This window comes from uncultured Cloacibacillus sp. (assembly GCF_963926575.1).
In the GTDB taxonomy this organism is placed as follows: domain Bacteria; phylum Synergistota; class Synergistia; order Synergistales; family Synergistaceae; genus Caccocola; species Caccocola faecigallinarum.
This window is the reverse complement of the sequence record NZ_CAWUXW010000003.1, coordinates 1025467-1043480: the sequence shown is the minus strand read 5'-3', so window position 1 is coordinate 1043480 and position 18014 is coordinate 1025467. Positions and strand designations below refer to the sequence as shown.

14 protein-coding genes and 1 pseudogene are annotated in these 18014 nt (G+C 56.6%); 7 read left to right on the top strand and 8 right to left on the bottom strand.

Annotated features, from left to right (window positions below; translation table 11 throughout):
* The coding region (locus ABGT66_RS10020) for a hypothetical protein (RefSeq protein WP_346690444.1) at nt 1–1778 on the top strand (1778 nt) is incomplete at its 5' end.
* A 628-nt stretch (nt 1779–2406) separates the two neighbouring features.
* Nucleotides 2407–3681: an L-serine ammonia-lyase, iron-sulfur-dependent, subunit alpha gene (locus ABGT66_RS10015; protein WP_346688918.1), complete on the top strand. Its 1275-nt coding sequence runs from the start codon at nt 2407–2409 to the stop codon at nt 3679–3681.
* A gap of 166 nt (nt 3682–3847) precedes the next feature.
* Here the strand turns inward: ABGT66_RS10015 and ABGT66_RS10010 are convergent, their stop codons facing one another.
* Nucleotides 3848–5263, bottom strand: a complete 1416-nt coding sequence (locus ABGT66_RS10010) for a Na+/H+ antiporter NhaC family protein (RefSeq protein WP_346688916.1) — start codon at nt 5261–5263, stop codon at nt 3848–3850.
* 37 nt (nt 5264–5300) lie between these two features.
* Nucleotides 5301–6662 carry an amidohydrolase family protein gene (locus ABGT66_RS10005; protein WP_346688915.1) on the bottom strand — a complete coding sequence of 454 codons (1362 nt, stop codon included), beginning with the start codon at nt 6660–6662 and terminating at the stop codon, nt 5301–5303.
* Nucleotides 6663–7260: 598 nt separating this feature from the next.
* Here ABGT66_RS10005 and ABGT66_RS10000 point away from each other — a divergent pair.
* Together ABGT66_RS10000 and plsY are read left to right on the top strand one after the other, a co-directional pair.
* A complete protein-coding gene (locus tag ABGT66_RS10000; RefSeq protein WP_294193852.1) occupies nt 7261–8451 on the top strand; it encodes a dicarboxylate/amino acid:cation symporter in 1191 nt (396 codons plus the stop codon).
* 162 nt (nt 8452–8613) lie between these two features.
* Nucleotides 8614–9207 carry a glycerol-3-phosphate 1-O-acyltransferase PlsY gene (gene plsY, locus ABGT66_RS09995; RefSeq protein WP_346690443.1) on the top strand — a complete coding sequence of 198 codons (594 nt, stop codon included), beginning with the start codon at nt 8614–8616 and terminating at the stop codon, nt 9205–9207.
* Between the two features lie 29 nt (nt 9208–9236).
* Here the strand turns inward: plsY and ABGT66_RS09990 are convergent.
* From ABGT66_RS09990 to ABGT66_RS09980, 3 genes and pseudogenes are all read right to left on the bottom strand, one after another.
* Nucleotides 9237–9706, bottom strand: a pseudogene (locus ABGT66_RS09990) (N-acetyltransferase).
* 81 nt (nt 9707–9787) lie between these two features.
* On the bottom strand, nt 9788–10336 hold the full coding sequence (pgsA, locus tag ABGT66_RS09985) for a CDP-diacylglycerol--glycerol-3-phosphate 3-phosphatidyltransferase (RefSeq protein WP_346690467.1): 549 nt from the start codon (nt 10334–10336) through the stop codon (nt 9788–9790).
* Between the two features lie 2 nt (nt 10337–10338).
* The gene (locus tag ABGT66_RS09980; RefSeq protein ID WP_346690442.1) at nt 10339–10668 is read right to left on the bottom strand and encodes a hypothetical protein; all 330 of its coding nucleotides are present in this window, start codon (nt 10666–10668) and stop codon (nt 10339–10341) included.
* Here ABGT66_RS09980 and rpsO point away from each other — a divergent pair.
* From rpsO to dut, 3 genes are all read left to right on the top strand, one after another.
* The gene (rpsO, locus tag ABGT66_RS09975; RefSeq protein ID WP_087368601.1) at nt 10637–10903 is read left to right on the top strand and encodes a 30S ribosomal protein S15; all 267 of its coding nucleotides are present in this window, start codon (nt 10637–10639) and stop codon (nt 10901–10903) included. The two genes, ABGT66_RS09980 and rpsO, sit on opposite strands and share 32 nt — an antisense overlap.
* A gap of 113 nt (nt 10904–11016) precedes the next feature.
* Nucleotides 11017–13350, top strand: coding sequence for a polyribonucleotide nucleotidyltransferase (locus ABGT66_RS09970; RefSeq protein WP_294193855.1), 2334 nt, complete (start codon nt 11017–11019; stop codon nt 13348–13350).
* A complete protein-coding gene (gene dut, locus ABGT66_RS09965) occupies nt 13350–13787 on the top strand; it encodes a dUTP diphosphatase (RefSeq protein WP_346690441.1) in 438 nt (145 codons plus the stop codon). The genes ABGT66_RS09970 and dut overlap by 1 nt, the downstream gene beginning before the upstream one ends.
* Nucleotides 13788–14274: 487 nt before the next feature.
* On the opposite strand, the gene ABGT66_RS09960 is transcribed toward dut, so the two are convergent.
* From ABGT66_RS09960 to ABGT66_RS09950, 3 genes are all read right to left on the bottom strand, one after another.
* Nucleotides 14275–15051: a hypothetical protein gene (locus ABGT66_RS09960; RefSeq protein WP_346690440.1), complete on the bottom strand. Its 777-nt coding sequence runs from the start codon at nt 15049–15051 to the stop codon at nt 14275–14277.
* A gap of 174 nt (nt 15052–15225) precedes the next feature.
* Complete coding sequence (locus ABGT66_RS09955; protein ID WP_346690439.1) at nt 15226–16737, bottom strand: S-layer homology domain-containing protein; 1512 nt, start codon at nt 16735–16737, stop codon at nt 15226–15228.
* Complete coding sequence (locus ABGT66_RS09950; RefSeq protein WP_346690438.1) at nt 16731–17882, bottom strand: tyrosine-type recombinase/integrase; 1152 nt, start codon at nt 17880–17882, stop codon at nt 16731–16733. Before ABGT66_RS09950 ends, ABGT66_RS09955 begins: the two co-directional genes overlap by 7 nt.
* Nucleotides 17883–18014 lie beyond the last annotated feature (132 nt).

Sequence of the window (18014 nt, the reverse complement as noted above, 5' to 3'; positions counted from 1 at the left end):
AAGACTATCTAAGAGACACAGCTGACCGCGATAATACAGATAAAAAATTCCGTCCTACTAAAAAAGAAGAAGGACGCAAAGCAAAAGGTCAAGACATACCACGGCAACAAGTACATGACGCAATCCGGCGAGTGATAGACACAGCGCCGCGAAAGCTCACAACAAAAGAATTTATTGAAGCCTTACGAAAAGAAGGCATAGAGGCGCGCCCCAACATCGCAAGTACGGGCCGTGTAAATGGCTTTAGTTTTTGCTTAGGTGAGCACAAATACACAGGTTCAAAAGTTAATGCTAAGTGGGCACAACTGCAAAAAGAGATAGACTATCAGCCATCACGCGATAATGCTTATCTGCTAGAGCTGATAGGACGCAAGCCGCAGGAAACGGCGTTCGGCCCGCAGGAGTTTAAACAGTACCGCGAAGCCCTTGACAAATACATAGCTAATCCAACGATTGCCGTAGACCTTCGGGACGACATAAAGCGAATAGGTATAAACAAGCTGACGCGAGGGCTACAGGAGCTAAACAATGAACACTATCAGCAGTTAGCCGCCTTATATGACGAACAGCGGCAGACATGGCAGAAGATACGCGCACAACGTCCGCCCATGCGCTTAACTGCAAGAGACATGACAGCCGCCGCCGTTATGTTTGCTTTATCTCCGGCGTTAGGGGCGTTGGTAGTATTGCCCTATGCGCTGGATAGACTGATACGCCACAATCGCAAGGCACAGGCGAAAGAAATATCGCGAGAAATCGCAGAATTAAAAGCTGAAATTATCAAAAACAACAGGAGACGGGACGCGCTGATAGAATTGCGCGCAGAAAATAAACAATTTGCGGAGGATATTAAGACAATGAAATCAGAAGAAAGAAACATAATACGGGACAATGTAAAAAATCGAATCAATACCACAGCGGCGGAAAACAAGGATTTTTCAAACTACATCGACTACATCAATCAAAGCGGAATCAGAGAGACACAACCAACCTATGATGAGTTGGCCGCCATGTATGAGCGCGAAGCATGGAGTAAAAATAACGCCGTACTGCGCGGCACGGATACGATGATAGCGGCGGCGGTGAGCGCGGCGGCGGATAGGCCGGAAAACAGAGCGCTATACATATTGCCTATGGTATTTGACGCAATAAGCAATGTTGACAATATCGGCGATAGGATAGACGGGCAAACGCTGGATAGAGCTATACAAGATTTTGGCACGCAGGATATAGCGAGCCAGTACGTGCATGCGGAGCTAGAGGCGGTGCAAGCCGAGGAAATAGAGTTATTAAAGCAAGCGCGCGAACGTAACAGCGAGCTAATTTTCAGCATCAAAAAACAAGACTTAGCCGAGGACACCTTGACAGAACCCAAGATTAACCGACTGACCGGCAAAGTAACACTAGACCCCGAAGAATATAACAAGCTAGCGGCTGTCTACAAAGACTATCATAATATGCGCGATTCTTACGATATGACGCAGATGCAGAGATACCACGACGGCAACGAAAAGCGCGCACTTGAAAAAAATATAAAAGAAATAACCAATAGACTAAATGACGCTAATAAAGTTAACAAGAGCTTGTCAGACAGATGCAATGAAGCTGAAAATAAAACAGTTGAATTGTCAGAAAAATTAGAAATAATTGAAACATACATCACAGCCAACGGCCTCGACAAAGCGCTAGCCGACTGGATAAGCGCCAAAGAAGCGCTAGAAAATCAGATGAAAGACATAACGCGAAGCATGAGCGATTTTAACGGCATGGAAATGTAATTTCTGCCTTTTTTTCTGTCTCTGTCTCCTTCTAAACCTCCGTATTACGGGACGCCCGGCATTTTTCGGGCGTCTCTTTTTTGCGCATAAAAATTGCCTCTTGTTTAGTCGTTCCAAACCTATTTTAATAGTGTCAGACATTGAAAGACGTTGCGCGACGTTGACACTATTAGATATTAGCGAGGTATGGAGATATGGCAGAGACAATATTTTATGACGCCGGAGATTTGGAAAATATGTTAGGTTGGAGCGTTGCAACGATAAAGCGGCGCGTAAGGGATGGCACACTCCCGAAGCCCGTAACATGGCGGCTATACGGCGAGCACTGCCGCAAGCCCCTGCAATGGCTACGTAGCGATATAGACGCTACTATTGCAAGTTGGAGCGGACGCTAGTAATTATTCTGATGCACATAAGCTAAAAAATAGTGCTATAGTCCCTTGACTGTCGTCACTAACACCCCTAATATTAGTGACGCTAAAGGGCTAAAGCCGGTTGTAATCACGGTTAATAGTAGCCTCCTTGACACCATTTTTATCCCAATAAAGTCAGCGGCAGCCCGGATTTTCCGGGCTTTTTTGTTATCCTTGCGCTTCGAAGAAAAGCATCAAAAGAGGGGGAAACGACAATGCACGCGCTTACAAAGCTTATCAAAGACGACATGAAGCCGGCTCTCGGAGTTACGGAGCCCGTGGCGATCGCGCTGGCGGTGGCGTCCGCGGCGGAGCGGATCGGCGGCGGGGACCGCGCCGAGGTCGTGCTGAACAGCGGCATGTACAAAAACGCTTTCACCTGCGGCATACCGAACAGCCCGTATTTCGGCAACGAGTACGCCGCCGCGCTCGGGCTTATAGCGGCGAAGCCGGAGCTCGGACTCGAGTGTCTTGCGGCTGTGACGGACGCGGATAACGAAAAGGCGCGCGAAATGGTCGCAGAAGGGCGTGTAAAGGTGCGCCTCGGGATGATAAGCAGCCGCATATATATCGAGGCGACGGTCTTCAACGCGGAGCGCCGGGCGACAGTGCTTATAAAAGATTCGCACACGAACATCGTGCGCGTGACGGTCGACGGCAAAGATATACTGGCGCGCGATTCGGAAGCCGCAGAGGAGGAGCACGGCGATTGTCTCATCCACGAATATTCACTGGCCCGGCTGCTTGAATACGCCGGCACAGTTCCATACGAGGAAATCGAGTTTGTCAAAAGCGCTTACGATATGAACATGGAGCTCTTTCAGCTGGCCCTCGACAGCGGCGTTACGCCGTTCACGCATTTCCTTTTCAAAAAGAACGGCGAAAAGGTTATATCCGACGACGAAGCTGCGACGGCCTCTCTGCTCTGCAACGGCGCTATAGAGGCGCGCGTGCTCGGGCTGAGCAAGCCGGCGATGAGCATCACGGGTTCCGGCGCGCACGGCATCATCGCGACTCTGCCGCTCTACGCCGCGTCGCGCATCCGCGGGTACTCGGACGAGGCGCTCTGCCGCGCCACGATGCTGAGCTATCTGGTCTGCACCTATATTAAAGAATATTCCGGCAGACTGTCGGCCTTCTGCGGCTGCGCCATAGCCGCGGGGACGGGCATGGCCTGCGGCCTCGCCTACCTGCGCGGCGGCGGCGCGGACGAGCTGACGCGCGTCGTCAACAACATGGCGAGCTCAATCACGGGCATGATATGCGACGGCGGCAACCACGGCTGCACGATGAAGGGAATCGTAGCCGTAGATGCCGCATTCCGTTCCGTCGACTTCGCCATGAACGGCGTCTGCATCGAGGACATCCACGGCATAAACGGCGCGACGCCCGAGCTCACGATGAAAAATATGGGGTACATCGCCTCGCCCGGCATGACAGGCACGGAGAAGGCGATGGTGGAGATCCTGGAGGAGAAGTCGAAGCGTTAAGCTTCGGTGCTGCATCCGGATAGACGGCATAAACTCTGCGCCGCCACGCGTATTTTGCGGCGGGCGGCGTAGTTTATAGAAAAAATCCTTAAAAAACGAAGAGCCGTAAGAAAACGCGACGTCGCGTTTTCCTACGGCTCTTTGCTTCTATCTTGACCGAACTACTTTAGATTATAAACCCAAGCACCGCGTAGAGCGCCATTGAAACCAGCGCGAAGCCTACGGCGTAGGGGAGCTGGCTTTTTACGTGGTCGATGATGTTGCAGCCGGTGGTGGCGCAGGACATTATCGTCGTGTCGGATATCGGGGATACGTGGTCGCCGAAGATGGAGCCGCCGAAGAGCGCGCCAGCGACGAGCGGCACGTCCATGCCCATGTTTATCGCCATCGGCAGCGCTATGACGGACATTATCGCCATCGTGCCCATCGAGGTGCCTGTCGCGAACGACAGCATCATCGAGATGATGAAGGTCAGCAGCGGCAGCAGTTCGGGGACGAGCGCGCTCATGAATATCGACGAAAGGTAGTTGCCGGTGTCGAGCTGCTTGACGAGGCCGCCCATCGTGAGGCCGAACAGCAGGATGCAGGCTATGGGCAGCATCGTCGCCATGCCCTTGAGTACTTCGTTTACGAGACGCTCGAGGCTGTAGAGCTTTTCGACGCGGCACATGACGGCTATGACGAGGACGGAGATCATGCAGCCCCAGAGCAGCGCCTGCATTCCGTTGCCGGCGGTCGGGTTGCCGTCGCCGGTGACTATGAGGACTGCGAGTATGACGCCGACCATCGTCAGCATCGGGATTACCATATTTTTCATGCGCGGCGTCACGTCGCGCTTCACCGCGGCCACGGCCCCTTCGTCTTCGACGGCGGAACGCGGGTCGTCGAGCTCGCCGGTCGTCTCGGCGCGCAGCTCGGCTCTCTTCATCGGGCCGAAGTCGAGCGGCAGGAAGGTCGAGAGCATGGAGAACACTATCGCGATTATGCAGTAGAAGTTGAGCGGTATCGAGCGCAGCAGCGTGCTTATCGCCTCGCCCTCGGAGACGCCGCCTGAGGTGAGGTAGCCGGTCATCGCGGCGAGCCAGCCGCTGAGCGGGAAGAGGACGCACCACGGCGTCGAGGTGGTGTGGACGAGGAAGGCCGCCTTCTCGTGCGAGACCTTCATCGTGTCGTTGAGCGGGCGCGAGACGGAGCCCGTGACCATGCAGCTGAGCGAGCCGGAGGTGAAGACGACGATGCCGAGCAGCCACGTGAAGAAGGCTGCGGATTTTTTCGTCTTGATGATTCCTTTTTTCTTGACCATGATGTCGACGAAGCCGTCGATGCCGCCAGAGTGCTCGATGAGATAAATCAGAGCGCCGATGAGGAACATCGACATTATGACTATCGTGTTGCCGCTGCTCTCAAAGGTGTGGACGATGCTGTAGAAAGCGCCGTTGATTCCCGTAAATACGTTCCAGCCGCTCAGTATGAGCGAGGCGAGCGTTATGCCGACGAAGAGAGCGACGAAGACGTTCTTGATGATGAGCGCAAGCGCTATCGTCACGACCGGCGGCACAACGGACCAAAAACCGAATTCCATTTTATGATTCCTCCAATATTTTTATTTGCTCTGTAAATTATTTGCGCACCGAGCTCCCCAGGCGGCCGTTCACTATGCGGCAGTCCTTCGCCGCGAGCCGTCCGCCTATCCATACGCCGTCTATTCCCACGGGCGGCAGCGTCGGCTCCATGAATGTGGCGCGGTCGGCTATCTTTTCGGGGTCGAATACAATCACGTCGGCGTCCGCTCCGGGCGTGAGGCGGCCCTTGCTTTTGAGGCCGAGCTTCTCAGCGGGCATTATCGTCGCCATGCGAACGGCCTCGTAGAGCGGCAGCTTGCCTGTGCGGACGTATTCAGCGAAGAGACGCGGGAAGGCCCCCGCCGCGCGCGGATGCCCCTGCCCGTGGTTCATGATGCCGTCGCTCGCGAGCATGACGTTCGGGTGGGCCATCGCCATGTCGATGTCGTTCTCGGCCATGACGTAGCAGACCGTCAGGCATTCGGGGTTGTCGCGGCGCACCTCGTTGAAGATTTCCTCGGTGCATCTCCGGCCGCGGTATTTGCCCTCGCATATCTCGACTGCGTCGTAGCCGCAGCCGTAGCGCTCGCGCCAGCCGTCGTCGTAGGTGGTCGAGCCTATCATTGTGGAAAAGGCCGTGTAGGGGTAGCAGTCGCAGCTTGCGTCGAGGCCGCCTATGCGGTAGCCGTCGACGAGGCGCAGCAGCTCGCGCATCTGTCCGAAGCCGCCCATCGAGCCTATGTGCGAGACCTGCGCGGATACGCCGAGCACGCGCCCCGCCTCGAGCAGCTCGCGCGCGGCGGGGACTACCTGCGCCGCGTCGTCGCGTATGTGCGCCGCGATGACCTTGCCGTCCCTGCGGCATGGCGCTGCGGTGCGGCGCAGCTCCTCCGCGTCGATGCCCGGCACGTAGCGTATGCCGAAGGATACGCCGAGGCAGCCGCCGTCGAGCTCGCGCGCCGCCGAATTTTCTATCGCGCGCAGCTCGTCCTCCGTGACGCGGCTGTACTTGTCCGCATGGCCCGCCTGTTCGCGCAGGAATGCGTGGCCCGCGAACATGCCGACGTTCACCGCCGCGCCCTCGCGGTCTATGACGTCGAGATATTCCGACGGCCTGTGTACGTTGATGCCGCACTGGCCGCCTATCGCCGTCGTGACGCCCATGCGCAGCATGCAGTTGAATATCGCCTTGTCTTCGTCGCGGTAGAGAGTGCCGTCCTCGTTCAGCGGGTCCTCGTGCATGTGGATGTCGATAAATCCAGGCGCAACGACGCGCCCCGCGGCGTCGACCACCTCGTCGGCCTCGGGCTCGGCCTCTGTGACGGCGGCAATCCTGCCGTCCTCCATCAGAACGTTAAGGACGCTCTGTATTCTGTTCGCGGGATCGAGGACGAGGCCGCCCTTGATCAAAGTTCTCATTCTTGGTGCTCCCTTCATCTATTCGCGCTGCTTCATAATTTCATTCGCAAACTATCGCTCCGTACCACCGCCGGAGACGACCCCGATATTATACGCCTAAATCCGAAAAATCAAACAAAATTACAAAAAAATCTTTCGCCGGATTGCAGGTTGTCGCTTTTCGGCGTAATTTCGGTTCAATGCTCTTCAAAACGCGAGAATCTCAGATAATAGACGTAAAATTACAGTAGAATAACAGAACTATATATTATTTTATACGCATATAATAAAATTATATTTTTAGCGACTGTGCAAAACCGCGCGCAGTTCGCGCAAAAGTGGAAATAACGCCGCGGATATGGACAACAGCGCCTCTTTTGGTATGATAGTGAAGAAGTTCCGCATCGGTTGGTACGCGCGGGCGGCGCAGAAGCCGCGGCCGCGCGCTTTGAAAAAACTTTTTTATGGAGCATTATCTCCGCCGGACACTGCGCGCGGAAGGGAGGAAAACTCAGGAGCGGCGTCGCGCGGGGCGGAGCCGGCGCTTTCCGGCGAGGCCGGAGGGCATACAGCGGCATATTCATCATCGTCAAATCATTAAGACAAGGAGTGGATATTCATGAAATTTCTAACCAGCCTGCCCATGAAGCTGCTGCTCGGCGTCATCGCAGGTATCGCGGTCGGACAGTTCGCGGGCGTCGCGCTCATGAACGTCGTCGTCACGGTCCGCTACATCCTCGGACAGCTGATTCTCTTCTGCGTCCCGCTCATCATCATCGGTTTCATCGCTCCGTCCATTACGCGCCTCGGCAACAACGCCTCGAAGATGCTCGGCGTCGCCGTCACGATAGCCTACATTTCGTCGATAGGCGCGGCGCTCTTCTCGATGGCAGCCGGCTACATCATGATCCCGAACCTGTCCATCGTCACGAACGTCGAAGGGCTCCAGGCGCTGCCGGATCTCGTCTTCAAGCTCGACATCCCGCCGATAATGTCCGTCATGAGCGCGCTCGCGCTTTCGATGTGCCTCGGCCTCGCGGCCGCGTGGACTAAGGCGAAGTCAATCACCAACGCCCTCGAGGAGTTCCAGCTCATCGTCCTCGCGATAGTCACGAAGATAGTCATCCCGCTTCTTCCGTTCTTCATCGCCTTTACCTTCTGCTCGCTCTCCTACGAAGGCAGCATCACGAAGCAGCTCCCGGTATTCATCCAGGTCATCCTCATCGTCATGGCGGGCCACTACATCTGGATGGCGCTGCTCTACGGCCTCGCGGGAATCTACACCGGCAAGAACCCGTTTGACATAATCAAGAACTACGGCCCGGCCTACATCACGGCCGTCGGAACGATGTCCTCCGCCGCGACGCTCGCCGTCGCTCTGCGCTGCGCGAAGAAGTCCGAGCCGCCGCTCCGCGACGACATGGTCGACTTCGGCATCCCGCTCTTCGCGAACATCCACCTCTGCGGCTCCGTCTTGACCGAGGTCTTCTTCGTCATGACGATTTCGAAGATTCTCTACGGCGCCATTCCTCCGATTGAGACGATGGTGCTCTTCTGCCTGCTCCTCGGCATCTTCGCGATAGCGGCCCCCGGCGTCCCGGGCGGCACGGTCATGGCCTCGCTCGGACTTATCACGGGCATCCTCGGCTTTGACGACTCCGGCACGGCGCTCATGCTCACGATATTCGCGCTCCAGGACAGCTTCGGCACGGCCTGCAACGTAACTGGCGACGGCGCTCTGACGCTCATGCTTACGGGCTACGCGGACAAGCACGGCATAGCGCCGCAGAAGATAGAGAGGATTCTCTAGCTTCGCCGCGCTTTGAGAAAAAAGCCATAACTTACGACAGCGGGGGCCGTTTCGCGCGGCTCCCGCTTTTTTGCGCCCCGGCGCGGATTTGACGCGCGCGCGCGCGCGGCGTAAAATCGGCTAGGCTTCTGCCGTCTTTATCTTTTTATGCGGGTGATAATTATGTCCTTTATTTTATGCGCGCTCTTTGGTTATCTCGCGGGTTCGTGCCCGACTGGCTTCCTCGTCGCGAAATACGTCTGCGGCGCGGACATACGCGCCTACGGCTCGGGCAACATCGGCGCGACAAACGTCGGCCGACTCATGGGGAAGAAGTGGGCCGTCGCTGTCGCCGTCTTCGATATGCTCAAGGGCGGCCTCGCTGTGCTCGCGGCCTCGTGCTTCGTCCAGCAGCACGCGCTTCTCGCGCTCACGGGAGTCTGCGCCGTCCTCGGCCACAATTACCCGGTCTGGCTCGGCTTCAAGGGAGGCAAGGGCGTCGCGACGACCTTCGGCGTCATAGCCTTCTTCGACTTTTTCACGCCGTGGCCCGCGATTCTCGGCGGCCTCGTCTGGTACGCCGTCATGCGCTTCACGAAGTACGTCTCCGTCGCATCGCTCGCCGGGCTCTTCGCCGCGACGCTCTTCACATTCGCGTGGGGAATGCCGAAGCCATACTCCTTCGCCGCGCTCTTCCTCGCCTGCCTCTCGTCGTGGCGTCACCGCTCGAACATCGACCGGCTCATGAAGGGCACGGAGGCGAAGGTGAAGTCGTAAAAACTTCCCGCCGGCGCGACGCTCAGCCGTCAGAGGCGGCGGAGCATGACGTATTCTTCTTCGTTTTCGTCCACGACCTCGAATCCCGCCTTTTCATACATTTTCAGCGCGTAGTTCGCCTTTTGGACGGAGAGCGAAACACTCCTGCAGCCTTTACGTTGCAAGAGGCTGAGCATTTCGCGCAGCAGGGCCGTGCCTATCGTCCGCGGTGTTCCTTGTAAAGGGAGACGGCGAGCGACGGCGTTTCGTCGTCTATGTGCCCGTAGTCGTCCATGACTCGCGCCCATATCGCGCCTACGACTGCGTCGCCGGCTTCCGCGACCAGGCCCGCGTCGTCCTTACGCGAGCCGAAGCCGTCGACATAGACGCGCAGCTCCGGCAGCGATAGGACGGACCTCGGCGGCGCGGGCGTCCCCTCTGGCACAAAAATGGCCTCGTATAGAAAATCTTCGAGCAGAGCGTATTCTTCTTCTTTTATCTCTCTGATAATGCTGTGCATAACGGCCATCCGGCGTTCTACGAAAAAGCCGCCCGCGTATCGCGCAGGCGGCTTGAATTTTGCCCTTTTCCCGGTTTTCCGTCAGCTCAGCAGATCCATGCTGTTGCGGATGTATTCGATGCCGGACCAGACCGTGAGGATGACGGCAAGCCACATGACCGCCATCGCGCCCGGGATGTTGAAGAGCAGAAGGATAATCCCTATTATCTGCGTCACGGTCTTTAGCTTGCCGCCCTTCGAGGCCGCTATCACGACGCCCTCGGAGGCCGCGACCATGCGAAGCCCCGAGACGATGAACTCGCGCGAAATTATCACGACTACCATCCACGCGGGGAAGCGGTGCAGCTCGACGAGCGCCGTCAGAACGGCGATGACGAGTATCTTGTCCGCCAGCGGGTCGATGAACTTTCCGAGGTTCGTGACGATGTTGCGCTTGCGCGCGATGTAGCCGTCAACGGCGTCCGTTATCGACGCGATGATGAAGACGGCGGCCGCGATGCAGTCTCCGACGTTCAGCCCCATTACGTAACCGAGCTGTCCGCGCAGCGTTAGAAATACAAGTATGACGGGAACCAGTATCACCCTGAAAAGGCTCAGCATATTAGGCAGATTCCACGGCGACGACGGCATTTTCATTCCTCCGTTGTTCGCGCGGCGGCGTTGCGCCGCGCCTGTTTTTGCACTTCGTTATTTATATCATAAAAATCGCAATTTTTGCATAAAAAACGGCGCGCGCGGCGCTTTGCGCCCGCTTTTTGCGGCGTTGAAATATCAAAAACGTTTGTATTTTTAAGGAGCGCGCGGGGGCTTGCCAGAAGCGGCGGCTTTCTGGTAATATACCCAAGACCTCCTACACGGACATGCGTCACCACAACATGCCTGAGTTGGGGGAAATAAGGGCAAAGCAAGGCCCGGAACGGAGTGATAGGTATGATAGAAAAGGATAAGAAACAGTCGATCATCGAAGAGTACAAGACGCACGAGGCGGACACCGGCTCCACGGAAGTCCAGGTCGCCATCCTCACGGCGCGCATCCGCGAGCTCACCGAGCACATGAAGGTCCACAAGAAGGACTTCCACAGCCGCCGCGGACTCCTCATCATGGTAGGTAAGCGCCGCCGCCTGCTCCAGTACCTCAGGAACAAGGACTTCGGACGCTATCAGACGCTCATCCAGCGCCTCGGACTCCGCCACTAATCCCGCGCGATTTTTTCGCATATTTCATGGCGAAAGGGCTCTCCCTTTCGCCATTTTTTATTATTTTGTGTTATCCTTCTTATCGTGATGAATAATAGGCAGGAGGAATAACCTTGAAGAAAATCTACGAACTTGATTTCTATGGCAAGAAATTGTCATTCGAAATCGGACGCGTGGCGAAGCAGGCCAACGCTGCGGTGCTGGCGAGACACGGCGACACGGTGATACTCGTGACGACGGTGCTCGCGGAAAAGGCGCGTGAGGGCCTCGACTTCTTCCCGCTGCTCGTCGACTACGAAGAGCGCTACTACGCGGCCGGCAAAGTCCCCGGCGGCTTCATCAAGCGCGAGGGCCGTCCGTCCGAGTCCGCGATACTCAGCGGACGCATGATCGACCGCTCCATCCGCTCGCTCTTCCCCGAATGGATGCGCCACGACGTACACGTCGTCGCGACCGTCATGTCCGTCGACCAGAAAAACCCCGCCAACATCCTCGGCATCAACGGCGCGTCGCTCGCGCTCGCGATATCCGACATTCCGTGGAACGGCCCGATAGGCGCGGTGCGCATCGGCTGCATCGACGGAAAGCTCGTCGTCAACCCCGACGAGAAAGACCTCCCGAACAGCACGCTCGACCTCACCGTAGCAGGACACCGCGGCGGCATCACGATGGTCGAGGCCGGAGCCAAAGAAGTCTCCGAAGAGCTGCTCGTGGACGCCATGGAGCTTGCGAACGAGGCCATCGGCAAAATAATGGACTTCATCGACGAAGTCGTCGCCGAGATAGGCAAGCCGAAGGCGCAGCTCCCCGCCCCCGAAGTTATAGAAGAAATCGATAACTGGATGCGTGACAACCTCACCGACGAAATCTACGCGGCGGTGCAGATCAACCAGAAGCAGCCGCGCGGCGCGGCAATAGCGGCGGCTCAGCAGAAGGCCGAGGACTTCTTCGCCGAGAGCTACCCCGATTCCGCCAAGTACATCGCGACGATAATGGACGAAATGGTCAAAAAGGCCGTGCGCCGCCTGCTCCTCGTCGACAAAAAACGCGCAGACGGACGCGCGATGGACGAGCTTCGCCCGATAACCTGCGAGGTCGACATACTGCCGATGACCCACGGCTCGGCGCTCTTCACTCGCGGCGAGACGCAGTCGCTCGGCGTCACGACCCTCGGAATGATGGGCACCGACGACCAGGTCATGGACGGCCTCAAGCTCGACGAGCCGTCTAAGCGCTTCATCCTCCACTACAACTTCCCGCCGTACTCCGTCGGCGAGGTGCGCCCTATGCGCGGCCCCGGACGGCGCGAAATAGGCCACGGCGCGCTCGCCGAGCGCGCGCTCCGCGCCGTATTCCCCGAGGAAGAGTCCTTCCCCTACGTCGTGCGCCAGGTCTCCGACATACTCGAGTCCAACGGCTCCAGCTCCATGGCCTCGGTATGCAGCGGAAGCCTCGCGATGATGGCGGCGGGCGTCCCTGTCAAGAAAGCCGTCGCGGGCATAGCGATGGGCCTCATCGCCGACAACGGACAGGTCTGCATCCTCACCGACATCCAGGGCCTCGAGGACCACTACGGAGACATGGACTTCAAAGTCGCGGGCACGCGCGACGGCGTAACGGCGCTCCAGATGGACAACAAGGCCGGCGGCATCACGCGCGAGATACTGACCCAGGCGCTCGCGCAGGCGAAAAAAGGCCGCTACCAGATACTCGACATCATGGACTCCGTCATATCCGAGCCGCGCCCCGAGCTTGCGCCCACCGCTCCGAAAATCGTTACATTTAATATCGACCCCGAAAAAATCCGCGACGTCATCGGCTCCGGCGGAAAGACGATACGCGGCATAGTCCAGCAGACCGGCGCGAAAATCGACGTCGAAGACAGCGGAAAGGTCAGCGTCGCCGCCGTCAACGAAGAATCCGCCGCGATGGCCGTCAAGATAATCAAAGACCTCGTCCGCGAAGTAGAGGCGGGGGAGACCTTCGTCGGCACCGTCACGAGAATGCTCACCTTCGGCGTATTCATCGAAGTGCTGCCCGGCAAGGAAGGGCTGCTCCACGTAAGCGAGATAAGCAACTACCGCGTGCCCTCCGTCGAGGACGCCTTCGAGATAGGCGAAAAGGTGCTCGTCACCGTCAAAGAGATAGACGACATGCACCGCGTCAACCTCAGCCGTAAGAAGCTGCTCGACAAGCTCGACGAGCTCGCGCTCGAGCCCGAATTCCGCGACCAGATACCCGTCGAGAAGGCGCGCGAGGAGCGCTACTCGCAGTTCCCGCGCGGCGGCGGCGAGCGCCGCGAAGGCGGACGCGGCGACAGAGGCGGACGCGACCGTGACCGCGACAGAGGCGAACGCCGCGAGCGCGACCAGAGGCATGAGGCGGACGACTTCGAGGAAAAGCCGCACCGTCCCGCGCGCCGCTTCGAGCGCGAGCGCAAAAACTAATGGACGTAATAAAGGTTAAGCTGAAAGCCGCGGGCGGCGTAACGCCGCCCGCTTACGCCACCGCGGGGGCCTCCGGCATGGACCTCCGCGCGAGCGAAGCCGCCGTCATAAGGGCCGGAAAGCGCGGCATAGTAGGCACGGGCCTCTACATCGAGTTACCCGAGGGCTACGAAGCGCAGGTGCGCCCGCGCAGCGGCCTCGCCTTCAAACACGGCGTCACCGTCCTCAACGCGCCCGGCACAATAGACTCAGACTACCGCGGAGAAATCCGAGTAATCCTGATAAACCTCGGAGAAGAAGACTTCGCGATAGAGCCCGGCGACCGCATAGCGCAGATGGTCTTCGCCCCCGTCACGAAAGCGAAACTGGAAATCGTTGACGAACTAGGCGAAACCGCCCGCGCCGAAGGCGGCTTCGGCAGCACCGGAAGAAAATAGCGAAACACAAAAGTGCTGATAATGATAATTAAGAAAATCCCCGCGACTTGTGCGGGGATTTTCTTATAACAGAAGGTAATGTCTTGTGTATTGACGGCTGAATCATCAGTAGTATGTAAGTAAGAACTTAGCTATGCGAGAGAAAAAGCAAATCTTTTCATTCTATGCATTGGTGCAATGTACCGTTTGCGTAAGTGTGCACAAAAATCCTAACAGTGCGCTGCTAATGCTAGTGATGTTTCTAGGCTGACGTGGAATCCAGCGGTTTTGATTTTCAAGACGCGACAAAAACAAACTTTACTGGACACAGAGTGAGCAATATATGGCAGCCGTTGAATTCTGCGTCAAATGAGGTATGATGAAAGATACTTCGGTTTTGCTTAACTTAAAAAGTTTAAAGGCTATAGTTTGAATGGAATATAAACGACAAGCCCGCGACATTGCCGCGGGCTTGTATGTTAGTGCATGAAATACGCTTTTCTCACTTCTACTGAACCTTACCGAGTTCGTCGAGCCTCGACTGTATGGTATTTATCTCTTCGCGTATCGAGTTCAGCCTAGCCTCTTCAGCCGATTCGTCTTTGCGTAAATTTTCAAGACGTTTGATAAGGCGGTCAGTCTCAATGCGCGCCGCCGTCGTCCCCTGATAGAGCTTCGACGGGTTGTCGTTCGCCACGTCCCACTGGAACCTCGTTGCGTTCCCGTTCGTCAGAGAAGGGGATATCGTTCCACGTAATTCCAGCGTCACAGTTTTTGCTCCTTCGAGAAGGTCTTTTCCTGTCTTCTCGTCATAGCGTGGGAAGAACACAAGGCCTTCTTTTGGGCCCTGGAAAGCGAAGTTGAAGCGTTTGTCATAATCTACCGGTTTGTAGCTTTTGTTTTTTATCAGCAGCTTTACCATTATGTCAAACGGGCCAAGGTGCATGGTAGGGCCGTTGTTGTTGAAATATATCTGTACCGGTATCATTTCGTCCAGACGAAGAGCACTCAGGAATTTGTACTTGTAGTCGTCAGCCTCTTGCTGCGTCCATAGATTGGCTTCCGCTTCCTTTTGTATGTACGCTTCAATAAACTCTGCGGAATAATACGTCGCGCGTATCTCTAAGTTGCTGATATCGTCCTCACGGTCGACATATGTTCGCGTTTTAGACCATCTCTCTAATATACGATCGAATGAGGCCGCATCGGCACAAGTCATTGCTAAGATTCCGGACGTCATTGCCAGCATCAAAGCTGAAATTACAATGAATATCTTTCTTTTCAAAATATTTCCTCCTATTACTTGTATAAGCTATGTAAAGTGTGAATCCACACATTATTGCTTGTAAAAAAATAAAAATGAATATAAAGGCCTAAAAGAAATTCATAGTTCTTTAACAAAACAGAGGCCCGAAGGCCTCTGTTTTGAATAGTGTTAATGTTAATCTGAGGAGACAGATTAGAAGTTGATGACTGTACGGAACTGGATTACGCTCTCCTCGTCCTGGTACTTCTGACCGGTAGCGTTACCGTAGTCAACAAGATCATACGCGAGACGGAAAGCGATGGCCGGAGTGTACTGATAGGTTACACCGATACCATAGCCCTGAGCATCGTCAAGGTTGGCAGAGTCGTAGTCAACCTGCTGATAACGGAGATAGCTGCTCCACTTCTCACTCCACTTCTGCTCAGCATAGATGAAGAAGAGTTTCGATGTTCCGTCATAGTCGAATCCCGCTTCGCCCCAGTTGTTCATGATAGAAGCAACTTCGCCGGTGTCGACGCCAAGGTTGTACGGGTCGTTCTGGCCGATGAAAGTATTGTCAAGCTGCATATACTCAAAGCGGAGGCTCGTGAACTTGAGGAGGTCCTGCTTGAGGTCGAGGGTAGCTCTCCAAGCCTGCGGGCTGTCTTCAAAGTTCGTATTACCGAACTCAGCCGCCCAACCGTCGCCGAGATCCTGGAAGTAGTAGATTCCCTGGAGGGCGATGGCCGGCGTGAAGTTATAGGAAGCATAGACGCTGTAGGTAGAAGCGTCCATATCATCGCCAAAACCGCTGAAAGCAGCATTATTGCTTGGCACATCGCTGTCCCAGACCATCCAGTTGCCGTTGACACCGAGGAAGAACGCCTCGTTGGGCTGCCAGGTAAGGTCGAGGGCGTAGTTCATGAAGTTGCCTTCAAACCCCGCCAAATCAGTTATCGCGCCCGAATTGTACTCTATGCCGTCGCTATTATCCCACGATCTGAAGCCGTTGCCGCCGATATTACGACCAATGATCGCTTTAGCGGAAACGGTGTTCCACTGCTTCGTGAACTGGAAACCATCAATACGGTAGTCGCCGAAGATAGGCTCGTTGTCGATGTAAAGGCCATGGTCGCCTTCGAAGTCAACGGTGAAACGTCCAACGCGGAAACCGACGCTGTTCCAGAGGAGCGTGTCGACGTACATATCACGGATTCTCGCGTTGTACATATCGCCGCGGCCCCATCCGTCGTTCTCGTTTTCACCGGCGCGGAGTTCAGCGTAGAAGCTCGTGTTCTCGTCTATCTGCTTGGTGAGGTAGAGACGGAAACGCTGCTTGTTGAATTCTGTGTCGTTGCCCTGACCAGTGTACATATTGTACCCGTTGTCAGAATCACCGAACGAGGCGTCGAACCAGAATGTTCCACGGACTTTCCATCCGCCGATACCATCTTCAAGCACCGCGACTCTCTTGTCGAGGCTGTCGACCTTCACGCCGAGGGCATCGAGTTCATCCTTGAATTCCATGACGAGCTTCTTGAGGAGCTCGAGGTCCTGCTTCGAAGCCTTTTCAGCGTCTACGGTCACGAGCGCGCGCGCCACTACCGACGCCATCTCGTAACGGGTCGCGGGCTGCGCACCCTTGAATGCGCGTCCCTTCCGCGCCGCGCGCTGCCTTGCGGGCAGTTCCGGCGCGGCGTGTAACCTATGTGTAACGGTCAGCATATCAGCCGCACCGCCTCTTCGAGCGAATTCGGCGAAAGGTGCGCGTAGCGCTGCGTCATCGCGAGCGAGCCGTGACACATCAGCTTTTGAATCACGTGCATCGGCACTCCCTTCATCGCGAGCTGGCTAGCGAAGTCGTGGCGCAGGCAGTGCCATGTGAAATTCTTGATTCCAGCCTTGTCCAGCACCCGCATGAAAGCCTTCGACGTATCCTTCCGCCGCGCGCCGTTCTCGGCGGGAAATACGTATCCGCCGCCATCGCCGCCGCAGAACTCACGCCACTCCGAAAGCGCGCAGAGCGCCGCGTCGTTCAGCGGCACGACCGCCTCGCGCCCCGCTTTCATAATCTCAGCGCGCAGCCGCAAAGTCCGCGACGCGAAATCCACGTCGCCCCAGCGCAGCCCCAGCAGCGTCCCCTTCCTAATCCCGGTGTTCAGGCTCAAAATAACCGCGGGCCGCAGATAATCCCGCCCGCTCCGCGCCTCGCGTGCCGCGAGCTCCGCCATCAGCCGCGCCCGCTCGCCCTCCTCCAGAAACCGCGTCACGACCTTCGAATCCGACTGCGCGAGCTTCGGCAGCTTCATCGCCGCGCGGCAGAGCCCCTCCTTCGCGCCCCACGCAAGCAGCGCCTGCAAAGCCGCGACACGCCTGTTGATAGTCGCGCGCTTCAGCCTCCCCGCCTGAGCGTCGCGCCACGCGGCGACGGACTCCGCGTCCACCTCGTCTGCCGGAACCTCCATAAACTCCGAAAAAAGCCGCAGCGCCCGCACAGTCACAGCCCCGCTCTTCTGATGAGCGCACACCCACGGCTCGTACATATCTATAAGCGCGCGCAGCGTCGGCCCATCCGCGCGCGGCGGCTCCTGCGCTTCCGCCGGGTCTACATTATCAAGATACAGCCGCGCGAGATACTCCTTCGCCGCGCGCCGCGCCGCCGCAAGCTGCGCATACGCCGCGGACGCTATCTTCATATTGCGAAGCCTGCGCTCCGGCGACGGCGTGCGGTAACAGAGATACCACGTCTTCCGCCCCGACACCTCCACGCGCAGAAAAAGCCCCCGCACAAGCGAATCCCGCAAGTCATACCGCCGCTCGCGCGGAGCGGCCGCGTTGCACAAAGCCTGCGTAAGATAGACCAAAGTCATATGATATTGCCTCCTCATTCTGTGTAATATATGTGTAACAGAATTCTATGAGGCAAAAAAAGTTATAAAAAATGGGGTATGAATACCTAGTGAAGCAAAATCAACCTGACAATAAAAAATCAGCGGGTTCAA

Excerpts from the sequence above, each read along its gene's own strand:
- pgsA (WP_346690467.1), bottom strand. The coding sequence starts at position 10,336 with ATGCCGTCGTCGCCGTGGAATCTGCCTAATATGCTGAGCCTTTTCAGG.
- ABGT66_RS09955 (WP_346690439.1), bottom strand. The coding sequence starts at position 16,737 with ATGCTGACCGTTACACATAGGTTACACGCCGCGCCGGAACTGCCCGCA.
- rpsO (WP_087368601.1), top strand. The coding sequence starts at position 10,637 with ATGATAGAAAAGGATAAGAAACAGTCGATCATCGAAGAGTACAAGACG.
- ABGT66_RS09980 (WP_346690442.1), bottom strand. The coding sequence starts at position 10,668 with ATGATCGACTGTTTCTTATCCTTTTCTATCATACCTATCACTCCGTTC.
- ABGT66_RS10000 (WP_294193852.1), top strand. The coding sequence starts at position 7,261 with ATGAAATTTCTAACCAGCCTGCCCATGAAGCTGCTGCTCGGCGTCATC.
- dut (WP_346690441.1), top strand. The coding sequence starts at position 13,350 with ATGGACGTAATAAAGGTTAAGCTGAAAGCCGCGGGCGGCGTAACGCCG.
- ABGT66_RS10015 (WP_346688918.1), top strand. The coding sequence starts at position 2,407 with ATGCACGCGCTTACAAAGCTTATCAAAGACGACATGAAGCCGGCTCTC.
- ABGT66_RS10010 (WP_346688916.1), bottom strand. The coding sequence starts at position 5,263 with ATGGAATTCGGTTTTTGGTCCGTTGTGCCGCCGGTCGTGACGATAGCG.
- ABGT66_RS10005 (WP_346688915.1), bottom strand. The coding sequence starts at position 6,662 with ATGAGAACTTTGATCAAGGGCGGCCTCGTCCTCGATCCCGCGAACAGA.
- plsY (WP_346690443.1), top strand. The coding sequence starts at position 8,614 with ATGTCCTTTATTTTATGCGCGCTCTTTGGTTATCTCGCGGGTTCGTGC.
- ABGT66_RS09950 (WP_346690438.1), bottom strand. The coding sequence starts at position 17,882 with ATGACTTTGGTCTATCTTACGCAGGCTTTGTGCAACGCGGCCGCTCCG.